The organism is uncultured Kordia sp., assembly GCF_947489565.1.
In the GTDB taxonomy this organism is placed as follows: domain Bacteria; phylum Bacteroidota; class Bacteroidia; order Flavobacteriales; family Flavobacteriaceae; genus Kordia.
The window spans coordinates 250667-263193 of the sequence record NZ_CANLEA010000001.1; the positions used below are offsets into that span (position 1 = coordinate 250667).

Below are 12527 nucleotides of genomic sequence, written 5' to 3' on the forward strand. Positions count from 1 at the left end.
ATCTAATAAACAATCAGCTTTCCTTTTTTAATCTTATCGTTTGAACGAATATTGTATAAATATACGCCAGCACTCAAATCCCATTGTTGTGTTGGAATGGCTTTGTTGGTTTCCGTAAAAATAGTTCCGATTAACTTTCCTTGGATGTTGTATAAAGAGAATTTGATATCTTCATTATTTGTACTTTTTACAAACACAGCTTCGTTACTTTTTACTGGATTTGGGAAAAATGTAATCGCATCCGATGTTACTTCTTGAACACTTAATACACTTCCTAAGTTGATATTATCTATATATAACGCTTGTCCATATGCATTGACATTTCTAAACTTAACTTGTACATTTTCATTACCAATATAGCTTGTTAAATCAATAGATTCTTCACGCCATTGTGTTGCTGTAGGCACAAACTGTGCAGTTGTATTGGGCGCAGTAGCTAATACGTCTCCGTATTTACTATATACATTTGTCCACGTCATACCACAATCTGTAGAAATTTCAATTTCCAATCCGTCAGCATATGCCGCAGAATATAAAGCATAGGCAACATCAAAAGTGAGTGTAGCATCTGTGACATCTGTATTTGCCATATTGAGTGGCGCAATGATATCGCAATACGTTCCAACTTGAGAAATGACATAGTTATTTACAACCATAGAGTTGGTACTTTGTCCAAAACCGCCCACGGAATTTTCGTATGACCATGCATAATTTCCGGTAGATTCTTGTCGCCAACCTTCTGGTACAAAAGCGACTTCAAAGTCTTCTTCTAAGTTTGTATTTGACAAAGCTTCTACCGTAATACTAATAGAATCACTATCAGAAGCACCTGCGTCGTTGGTTACCGTTAGTGTCACTAAATGCGTTCCTGTAGTATTGAATGTTACTTGCGGATTTCGCAAAGAAGAGGTCGCAATATTAGCATTTTCAAAAGTCCAAGCCCAGGTTGCATTCGTATGATTTAACATTGAATAATCATCAAAACTAAAAACTTCTCCAGCACACGTTGCCGATAGTTTATCTACCATAATCTTCGCTACAGGTTTGGAAGGAGTTTCATATAAAGGACTTTCCCAAATACCTTTTCCGTAACTCGCCAAACGTATTTTTCCATCTCTATAAAATGGACGCAAGTCGTTTGCGCCAATTGTTGTTGGTAAATTGGCATTGTCTAATGTCCACGTCATAGTGTTATTTTTGTAAAATACAGACATTCCTGTAGCAACATATACGCCACCATCAGTTCCACCAATAGTTGTCAATACTTGAATAATTTGCCCATTCAACTCACTTGAAGTTTCATTGGCCCAAGAAGTTCCGCCATTGATACTTTTAAATACTTTATTGCCATTTGTACCACGCGGATAAGCCAACCAAATGGTTTGATCGTTTTCAGGATCTAAGCTAATTAAAGCTAAAGTTCCGTCGCCGCTTGGTAATGTAATTGTACTATTGGTAGCCCAAGCATCTGTAGTTTTTACCAAGTATGCGTTTCCAGAATTTGGACGTACTACAATGTACATGGTATCTGTATTGGAACGCGAAATTTCTATTCCTAATACTTCGCTATTTGCTGGAGCAGTATAAATAGCGTTAAAGCTTGCACCAGCATCTTCACTTTTAAATAGTTGATTGGAATTTCCTGTATATACATAATTATAGCAACTTGGGTGAAATTCCATTTCGGTAGATTGTGCAATCCAAGGAGCTTCATTTGGAGCAATTCCTAAAGAAGCATTTAAAACGGCGCCACTTAAGGTTGTCGGAATAAAACGACTTCCAATATTGGTAGAATAAATTTGTTCAGTTCCCGGATTTACATATCCTGAAGCTGGTTCTCCGCCGCCTAAATCTAAGAAACTTCCAAAAGGAAATCCTTCCGAATAGACATCAACACCGTTATGAAATGTTCCACCAACTAACAAATCGCGATTCCAGCCAGAGCCAAATCCCCAAAAATCAGTTCCATGCACACCATTCATTTTGAATTCTGGTTGTGAAGCAAATAAATCATTCGACTTAAAAATTCCGCCATCTGTAGTAGCCCAATATTCGTTTCCAAAAGCTTTAAACTGTTGCATGTCTACGTGCATCGGATTGTAAGTTCCGCAGCCATAATTGAAAATACAGGTAAACGTTTGTCCGCCATCATTAGATCGCCACATTCCAATTCCTCCAACCAAAACCTGATCTGCATTGGAGTTGGAAGCCATTGCAGCACAATTATAAAACCCTTGGTTAAATCCAGCTGCAGAAGTATCCGAGTTTAATAAATTTGGGTGTGTAGCTGTATATGGTGCGCCATCATAACCCATAGGATTTGTCCAAGAAACACCTGCGTCATCACTTCGGTATACGCCAATGAATCCATTATCGCCTGCTTTCGAGTCTCCAATTAAAAAAGCATATACTTTATTCGGATCTGCGTCACTTACGGCAATTTTTGCTCCAACAACACTTCGGTTTGGATCTGTAGAAGTATACCAACCTGTAGTTTGTGCAAGCCATATAAATCCTCCATCAGTAGATTTTAAAAACTGATGTGTATTGGTTGCTGTATTTCTTCTAACGACATATAGGGTATTCGGATTTCCGGGTTGTGCTTTTAAAGCATAGGTTTCGTTTACCACAACTTGCGACCAATTTAAGCCACCATCGGTAGATCGGTGAACGCCTGCTTTTCCAGCAAGTAAAACAATGTCAGGATTGTTTGGATTGATGAAAATTTCGGCTGGATTTTCGATATATCCAAATAATGGAATGTTACTATCAAAAACAACCGACCAAGAAGTTCCGCCATTTGTCGTTTTGAACAATTCACTTCCAGAACCAGCATACGCAATATCAGGATCGGTAGGATGCACTGCAATTGCACGTACACCAGCATTGGCAATTACCGCTTGTGGTGCTAAGGTTGTGACTAAATTTAAGGAAGCATTGGTCCAATTGTCGCCGCCATTGGTAGTTTTATAAATTTCTCCAGATTCGGTTCCGCAATACAAAACAGCAGGAACATTTAAGCATTGACTAATACTATAAATATTGGTTTGTGCTCCACTCAAAACCGTTCCGCCTTCACGATAGCTTTGAAAAGGTCCCATTACAGACCAATTGCCCATTTCGGAAGTTGTATTTTGAGAATTTTGAAGTGTTCTTGCAGCTTCTATGGCTTGTTCTTTTTTGGAATGATCGTAGAAACCTTCGTTGTTTAGAAACGGATTGATTGCTCTACGCCATCTTTTATAATATTGTGTATGAAATGATTTTACATATTCGTGCGTTTCATAATACTTTCTATACAATTGATCAATAGTATTTGCATTTGGATTTTCGCTGTACATAAGTTTTGCCCATTCAGGCGCATCTTTGTACAATTGGTTTGAAATACTTGGGTTTGGAGATTGTTGCGAATATCCAACGATTGCAGTAAGCAATACGAAAAAGAGTAATAGTTTTTTCATAGCACGCATTTTGTTTAAGTAATACAATAAAAATCGAGGCAAAAGTTGAGGTTTTTGAACCAAAATTCAAAGAACTGTTTGTAAATGTATGAAATTAAGATAGTTTTAGGAAAAAGGTAATCAACTTATTCTTTGAGTTTGTGCAGATATAAATATGGGATTAGCTACAGAAGTAACTAATCCCATATAAGTTTTTATGAAAATTTTAAAAGCAGTTTACAGGTTGTTCATAAACGTAAGTAGCCTTTACATGATGGTTATTTATTGAATAATAACTCTTTTAGTAATAGTTCCATTTTTGGTTATAAAATTGAATAAATACAAGCCTTCTGGTAAATTTAGATCCAAATCAAAAGCTAAAACTTTAGTATTTGTTTTTTCCTTTTGAATGGTTTTGACTAACAAACCATCTATTCTGTAAATATTTAATTCTACGGTAGAATCACCCTCTGTATCCACTTGAATATTCACTTTTCCTTTGCTTGGATTTGGTGTGATAGAAACCGTATTTTTCTTCGGATCTCTTTCAGAACATTTAGGTGCAAAAACAGTTGTTTCAAATCGTTTACAACCAGAATCTACTAAACCTGTTGGAGTTATATATAATACCCAAGAAGGATCAGTTGCAGAAATAGGACCTAATAATATGTTTGTTTCGTTTCCTGTTCCAGAATAGGATATTTGTTGATAATTAGGATATCCAACCAAATCCCATGAAACTCCATTTGTTCCCAAGACATCTACTGTAATATAGTAGTAATCGTCACTTGGATCGTTTGGTGTACCATTATCATTACAATCACTCGTAGCAATATTAGCGCTGATATTACATGTGAAATTACAAGATTCTGGAGCAAGTACCGTAACATCTACAAAACACTCAGGATCGTTGTTCAGTTTTACCCAAAACCATTCTAATTGATCAGCAACTAAATAATTATTACCAAGATTGATATTGTTTTCATCTCCATTTCCAAAGTAAATAACAGTCATATTGCTATTCAATACCATCCAAGGTTCTCCATTGGTATTGAAAACATCTAGTGTAATGTTATAGTAATCGTCACTCGGATCATTTGGCGTGCCATTGTCATTACACGAACCAACCGATGTAACAGCTTCAAGTGTACAATTACTCTCTGAGCAAGCGACAGGTACATTTACCGTAATTGTAGTGGTACAAGTATCATCTTCTTTATCAGAAATAGGAATGTCTACAGTAGTGCCATAATTTGAAATATTTCCCATAGGAACTGTTACTGTTGTACCATAAGCAACAGATTGCGTAAGTACAGAATTTGCTACCCAAAACCCAGTATTTGTATCATTACTTACGGTAAGATCAAACGACCACGTATCATCACTCGGATCATTTGGCGTACCATTATCGTCACACAGAATATTAGTTGCGTTTGCGTCTATCTTACAACACTCAGGATTGTCAAAAATAAAATCATTATTAGTTCCTGCAGTTGTATGTGTTTCATTGAGTTGTTGTATACCGTTAGTGCCAACATTAAAAGAAGCATTTACTCTAAAATCGTATCCTCCATTTTGCGATGGGAAGTCATTCGCAGTGATCGTAAAACAAAACGTATTACTAGTTAAGTTTGGGTTTAATAATGTGTTTACAACCAATCCATTTTGAAGAATATCTAAAGTAATACTGTTTATTGATCCTTGTTGTCCGTCTAAAATTGGTAATGTATATTGACCACACACATCAAAAGGTAATTCTTGGCAAGGATCTAACGGATCTAAATTGATACTTCCTTCCGTTCCAGGATCGCAACTTTCAATACAAATATCATCAACATATGCATATCCATAATGTCCTCTACGACCACAGTCAGTCATAATAAATTCTAATGTGACTACATCTCCTGCATTTCCGTCTATTTCTAACTTTGCACAGGTCCAATCTTTCCATAAAACTTTTACATTAGAAGCACAATCGGGAGAAGTTGGTATAAACTCATTAAAAAATGGATTGTTATTAGGGTTTGATATTACACAAATTCTGTCAAATTCATTTTGACTTGCATCTATAGCACGTGCAATAAAAATTGGATTTTGATTCGGATGATTTGGAAACTCTGATACCAAAGCATAGGTGAATAAAATATCTTGTGGTCCGTCTTTTTGAAGTGTGATCGTTTTTTGTAATTTATTAATTCCATAATTAGGAACACATGGATTGTCTAAAAAAGTAGGAGCTACTAATTTGGTCGGACTGTTAATTCGCGCAGCAAAATTACCTGAATTTACCCTGTTTAATTGTGCCCCACTTTGGGCAACTATAGGATCAAGTCCTTGCGTTACAATCATAAAATTATCTTCTACAGGATTGTTCATATTATCGGGAATCCAACCATAATTTCCAGGTCCGTTTACAGGTATTGCATCACATTCGCCTCCAGTGTATCCTCCAGCAGTAGTGGAATTGCTAAATGCAGATTCGCCACTGTATAAATTAAAATTTCCAGACTCAAAATCTCCATTTTCGCACATAGGTGCTGGTCTAGATTTGTACAGTTGTCTTGTTTCGGGATGTTCTTTAAAATAGTCAAATCTTAATTTCCCTTTTTTATAGGCTTTGATATGATTTTTTTGAGCTTCTTTGGAGAGTTGTTCAAAAGTTCCCTCATGCTCACCATGATTAAATTCATTGATAAGCTTCTGTAATTCCACTTTTGATAAAGGAATATCAATTTTATGATTGATATACGCTTCAATTTTTTTCTCGTTTTCCAATAGTGCTTTCTCTTTATTTTGAGCAAAAACACTATTCACATTTCCCATCAAAAAGAGGAAAATGATTCCTGTGATAATTTTTTTCATGATTAAAATAGTTTATAAAGTTTATTTCTATGCTGACGTAGTTAGGTGTTTTTAGATATCGTCTGTATTTGACTGATTTTAACTACAGAAACAAAAAAAGAAGTAAAAAGAATGCTTGTCAATTGAAGTGTGCTGTAATTCAAGGAATTAGAGCTTTAATTCCGTGAATTGAAGGAAACTTTTAGTAAAATAAAAGTGGAAGTAGCTGACAGATGTTGCATTATTATATAATATTCTTGCGAATGCGACTCATATGTCGTGACGAAATTCCCAAAAAAGAAGCCAAATAATGTAGCGGAACTTCTTTCAATAATTTTGGTTCGTTGGCAAGGAGTTTTTTATAGCGTTCTTCAGGAGTTAAGGTCAGTAAATCAATGCGGTAATCGTCAATTCTGTAAATTTGATTCTCAATTAAATTGTAATAAAAACGATGAAACGCTTCGTTATTTTCTAATAGATTTTTGAAGTTTTTTTGATCAATCACAAACAAATCGCAGTCACTAATAGCTTTAATGTTTTTCCGTGAAGGAATTTGATCTATAAAGCTTTTCAATGCCGCTGTGGCGGAATTTTTCAAAGCGAGATAGGTTGTTTTTTCTTCGCCATCAACCACAATATTATGTTGTAAAATGCCACTTTCAATAAAGCAGAAATACGGACAAATCTTGCCTTCTTCTACAAAAAGTGTATTCTTTTTTATATGCAAATGCTGGAACGCTTCCAAAATCATCTGAATTTGGTCATTCAAAGAATCATCTTTAATGAAGGTTGTTAAGTATGATTTTAAATTTGTGTTAGAAACAGACATGAACTCAATTGAAATTATCAGTCTAAAAATACAAACTATTTTAAATTTCTGGAATACTTTCTTTTCTGAAGAATTAAAAATTGATTGTTATACAGACTAAGAAAATGATAACTATTGTTAAAATAACAAGCAAAATTTTGTCAAGTTTGCAACATTGAGTAATTTCCAAGACTAAATCAAACCAATCCATGAAACCTAAAATTTTACTCCTCGCGTGTGCACTTTTTGTAGCACAATTCACTTTCGCGCAAAGCAATCCAACTTCGGCAACGAAAGTGCAAGATGCACTGAAAGAAAAAGCAAAACTTACGCAAAACTCAACTGTAAAAAACATTGAATTTACCAATATAGGACCTACTATCATGAGTGGTCGTGTGGTTGATTTAGATGTCAATCCAAACAATACAACCGAATTCTATGTGGCGTATGCTTCTGGAGGATTGTGGTATACAAACGACAACGGAACCACTTTTGAACCAGTTTTAGACAGTTCGCCAACACAAAATATTGGTGATATTGCAGTCGATTGGAAATCCAAAACAATTTGGGTAGGAACTGGAGAAAATAACTCTTCGCGTTCGTCGTATGCAGGAATCGGAATCCTAAAAAGTACGGACAATGGTAAGAATTGGTCAAATATGGGATTATTAGATTCGCATCATATCAGTCGTATCTTAATCAATCCAAACAACGGAAATGAAGTAGTAGTTGCCGTTTTAGGACATTTATATTCACCAAGTGCTGAACGTGGAATTTTCAAAACTACGGACGGCGGAAACACATGGAATAAAACACTTTTTGTAAACAACGATACGGGTATTGTAGACTTAGCAGTTTCACCAAATAATTTCAACGTGCAATATGCGTCTTCATGGGAACGCGATCGTAAAGCATGGAATTTTGTGGGGAACGGAATCAATTCGGCAATTTATAAAAGTACAGATGCTGGAAGTACATGGAAAAAAGTAAATGAAAAATCAGGTTTTCCAGTGGGCGATGGCGTAGGACGTATTGGATTGGCTGTTTACGATGATGAAACTGTATATGCATTTCATGACAGTCAATTTAGACGAGAAAAAAAGAAGAAAAAAGAAAGTGATTCCAAAGCATTGACGAAAGATGATTTCAAAACTATGTCTTCTTCAACGTTTTTAGCTTTGACAGATAAAGAATTAAACACCTATTTAAAAACTAACGGTTTCCAAGAAAAATACAGAGCTGAAAATGTAAAGCAACTCGTAAGAGCAGGAACTATCAAACCAATTGATTTAGCAAAATATCTAGAAAACGCGAATTCATTATTGTTTGATACGCCAGTCATTGGAGCGCAAATTTTTAAAACTACGGATGGTGGAAAATCATGGAAGAAAACGCATGACGATTATTTAGATGATGTTGTATATTCATACGGTTATTACTTCGGAATGATTCGCGTAAGCCCAAAAAATCAAAATCAAATTTATATTGCGGGAGTTCCTATTTTACGTTCGCAAGATGGTGGAAAAACATTCAAATCGATCAATGGACAAAACGTTCACGTAGATCATCATGCACTTTGGGTAAATCCGAACAATCCAAATCACTTAATCAATGGAAATGATGGTGGTGTAAATATTTCATACAACAATGGAGACAATTGGATTAAGTGTAATACGCCAGCTGTTGGACAGTTTTATGCAATTTATGCAGACGAGCAAACGCCGTACAAAGTATACGGAGGATTGCAAGATAATGGAGTTTGGGTTGGTCCAAATAACTACAAAGCTTCTGTAAAGTGGCATGAAGAAGGACAATATCCGTACAAAAGAATTATGGGCGGTGATGGAATGCAAGTGCAAGTAGACAAGCGCAATCCGAACATTGTATACACAGGATATCAATTTGGAAACTACTTCAGAATCAATCGTGAAAATGGTTCGCAAGAATACATTCAACCGAAGCATGAATTAGGAGAATCGCCATACAGATTCAACTGGCAAACGCCGATTCATTTATCGATTCACAATCAAGATATTTTATACTTAGGAGGAAATAAATTGCATAGATCACTGAATCAAGGTGACGAATGGGAAGCAATTTCAGGCGATTTAACACAAGGTGGAAAAAAAGGAAACGTAGCTTATGGAACCTTGACTAGTATTTCGGAATCATCTTTTCAATTCGGATTAATTTATGTGGGAAGTGATGATGGATTCGTACATATAACTAAAAATGGTGGTGGCGATTGGCAAAAGATCTCCAACAGCTTTCCGCAAGATTTATGGGTTTCGCGTGTCATTGCATCTTCGCACAAAAAAGAGCGTGTATACGTTACCTTAAACGGATATCGTTGGGACGATTTTTCAAGTTACATCTACATGTCTGATGATTACGGACAAACTTGGAAAAACATTGCCAATGGAATTCCTGCTTCGCCAGTAAATGTGATCAAAGAAGATCCTGAAAATGAAAATATACTCTATGTAGGAACAGACAATGGCGCGTATGCTTCTTTAGATATGGGGAAAACATGGCAGCCTTTCCAAAATGGATTGCCAAATGTAGCTGTACATGATATTGTAGTGCAAAAACAAGCAAAAGACTTATTATTAGGAACGCACGGACGTTCTATTTACAAAGCAAATATTGCCGTTTTACAGAAAGTGAACGATGCAATTGCAGCAAAAGATGTACATGTATTTGCTACTAAAAGCATGCGTTCACGTAGTTCTTGGGGCGCAACGTGGAGCAAATGGTTAGAAGCGCGAGTTCCTCAAAAAGAAATCTATTTCCATGCAAAAAATACAGGTAATTTTACCGTAAAAGTAATTGCAGAAAATGGTATCGTAATGAACGAAGCGAAGCTAAACATGGATGCAGGATTTAACGCTTGGAATTACGATGTAAGTGTGACAGAAAAAGCACGTAAAAAATATATGAAGAAGGCGAAAGATGCTTCCATTCCAAAAAAGAAAAACGGTGCGTATTATTTACCTAAAGGAACCTATACGATTGAAGTATCTGGAAATGGAGGAAAAGATAGTACCAAACTAGTTATTGAATAAAAAAATAATAACATAAAAAATAAAAACGTACACTGAGCGGAGTCGAAGTGTACGTTTTTTTATTTTTGAAGCATGAACAAACAAAAACTCTATTTCCTCTCCGGAACTATGTGTACGCCACTTTTGTGGGAATTGGTAATTGCAGATTTGACACAGTTTGAATGTGTTTTTATCGATACGACTTCAGCAACTTCCTTTGCAGCAATAGATGCTTTGTTAGATACAACTTTGGAAGAAAACGCTAATGTTGTTGCCTTTTCTATGGGTGCGTATGCAACGATGCATTTTGCGATTTCTCATCCGACGCGAATTCAGAAATTAATAATCATTGCAGCTTCAGGGAAAGGGTTGGATGCGAAAGAATTGCAACTGCGAAAAAGTACGATCGACTTTCTAGAGCAACACCATTACAAAGGAATTTCTACCGCAAGAGCATTGCAGTTTCTACATCCGAAAAATCATCAAAATAACGGGTTGATTCAAGTCATAAAAGACATGGATGCAGATTTAGGAAAAGAAGTTTTAATCAGACAACTCAAAGCGACATCGCAACGTATTGATGTAACTGAAAAATTAAAAAATATTCAATCAAAAATTCATGTCATTGCGTCCAAAGAAGATGCCTTAGTACATATTGATGATGTAAAACATACCCAACAACAATTTACCAAAGCAACGATGAGTATTTTAAAAAATTGCGGACATATGATACCATTAGAAATGCCTGATTTGGTGAAAGAAAGTATTGTTCGATTTTTTAAAGATTCCTAAGAAACGTTAATTTTAATGTCAATTACAAAAAACATGATTACAATTCACTTCCAACCATCATTTCATAAAGAATCACTGATTACTTTCAATGGTAATGAGATTAGCTATGAAATTTTGCCAAGACTACAAGATGTAAGTGTATTGGAAAATAAGGAAAAATTAAAGGTTGCAGAATATTTAAAATTAAAAAAGCTAAAAGCACAGAATCTTGAAGCTGAAAAAGAGCGTTTCAAAGAAAAAAAACAGCTAGAAAATCACCAATTATCTTTAAAGCTCGACATAGAAAAATTAATTCAACAAAGTATTAAGAGCCTAGTAGTAGACGATAGAATCATTTTGGATGGCATAATTATAGAATGTACTATTTCTGAAGTTGGAAAAATTGAATTTCATTCCCCTGAGGAAGCATCGGTAGCATTTAAGATTGTAGAAAATTTATTTGCCATTTTGCATGAGAGTTTTCAAGAGGTACAAATTTTGGAGCATATTCAAATTGTCCAAAAATATTTTTAAAAATATATGATTGAACCGTATTTTATATAAGAACTTTACATTTTACTCAATAAAATTCATTGTCATGAAAACAAAATTATTCCTATTAACACTTTTTATTTCCACCATAACTTTTGGGCAAAACTCAGAACTTTCCATCTTTGATAATCTAGTATCCAAAACCTGGAAAGCCGAAGGGAAATGGGGAGATGGCAGTAAATTTGTACAAGAAATTACATTCAAATATTCCTTAGATAAAAAACTCGTCATTGCAGAATCTATTGGATTTGTAGACAAAGCACAGACCAAATTAGGACCACGAAATCATGGAATTCGACAGTTTGATGCGGAAACAAAAACCATCAAGTTTTGGGAATTTGATGTCTTTGGAGGACTCACAAAAGGAACCGTATTTGCAGAAGGGAAAAACATAGTCTATCAATACAAATATGGAAACTCAGTTGTGACCGATATGTGGGAATATGTAGATGATGCAACCTATAATTTTAAAGTAGGAAATTATGAAAATGGTGAATGGAAGCAAGTGTATTTGAGTACGCAGTTTGTGGAACAAGAAGCCGATGAGATAGAAATAACAGGACAATTATTTCTTTATGAGTTTAGACACGAAATACCATATATTATGGCTAGAATTTCAATTGCAGGAATTGATAATATCACGAAATCAGATTTTGATGGACAATTTAAAATTTTAGCACCTAAAGAAAAGACAACTCTAGATATCATTATTGATCTAAATATTACAGATGACAAGCTAGCCAAGAAAAGTACCTATAGAGAACCGAAGATTATTATTACCGATGTTGAGATCCCTAGAAATGGGAAGATTGCATTGGGAAAAATTGGATTACCTGAATACAAGCGTATATCTACAGAAGAGTTTGTCCAACTAACACGAAAAGAAAAACGAGATTGCAAAGCAAACACGCATTATTTGGAAACTTTTGGTTATGAATATGCTAAAGAATTAGCGTCAAAAACAATTCTTTTAAATTGTAAAAATGGTAAGAGAATTTCTGAATTTGATTTTAATCCAAAAGAGAAAACAATTACTGTAAGTTGGAATATTATAAAAGGTTGTCAGTAAAA

General features: G+C 35.1%; 7 protein-coding genes. 4 read left to right on the top strand and 3 right to left on the bottom strand.

Annotated elements, in window-relative coordinates; translation table 11 throughout:
- Positions 1-2: 2 nt before the first annotated feature.
- The 3 genes from Q0845_RS01095 to Q0845_RS01105 form a co-directional block, all read right to left on the bottom strand.
- A complete protein-coding gene (locus Q0845_RS01095) occupies positions 3-3461 on the bottom strand; it encodes a T9SS type A sorting domain-containing protein (RefSeq protein WP_298507834.1) in 3459 nt (1152 codons plus the stop codon).
- Positions 3462-3722: 261 nt separating this feature from the next.
- Positions 3723-6302 (bottom strand): T9SS type A sorting domain-containing protein, encoded by a 2580-nt coding sequence (locus Q0845_RS01100; RefSeq protein WP_298507837.1) that lies wholly within the window; start codon positions 6300-6302, stop codon positions 3723-3725.
- A 223-nt stretch (positions 6303-6525) separates the two neighbouring features.
- Positions 6526-7110 (bottom strand): Crp/Fnr family transcriptional regulator, encoded by a 585-nt coding sequence (locus tag Q0845_RS01105; protein WP_298507840.1) that lies wholly within the window; start codon positions 7108-7110, stop codon positions 6526-6528.
- Between the two features lie 188 nt (positions 7111-7298).
- Here Q0845_RS01105 and Q0845_RS01110 point away from each other — a divergent pair, with 188 nt between their 5' ends.
- The 4 genes from Q0845_RS01110 to Q0845_RS01125 all read left to right on the top strand — a co-directional run bounded on the left by Q0845_RS01110 (position 7299) and on the right by Q0845_RS01125 (position 12525).
- Complete coding sequence (locus Q0845_RS01110; RefSeq protein ID WP_298507843.1) at positions 7299-10154, top strand: glycosyl hydrolase; 2856 nt, start codon at positions 7299-7301, stop codon at positions 10152-10154.
- Positions 10155-10226: 72 nt separating this feature from the next.
- The gene (locus Q0845_RS01115; protein WP_298507846.1) at positions 10227-10925 is read left to right on the top strand and encodes an alpha/beta hydrolase; all 699 of its coding nucleotides are present in this window, start codon (positions 10227-10229) and stop codon (positions 10923-10925) included.
- A 33-nt stretch (positions 10926-10958) separates the two neighbouring features.
- Entirely contained in the window at positions 10959-11438 is a 480-nt protein-coding gene (locus Q0845_RS01120; RefSeq protein WP_298507849.1) for a hypothetical protein, read from the top strand.
- 64 nt (positions 11439-11502) lie between these two features.
- A complete protein-coding gene (locus Q0845_RS01125; protein ID WP_298507851.1) occupies positions 11503-12525 on the top strand; it encodes a hypothetical protein in 1023 nt (340 codons plus the stop codon).
- The last annotated feature ends 2 nt before the right edge of the window (positions 12526-12527 follow it).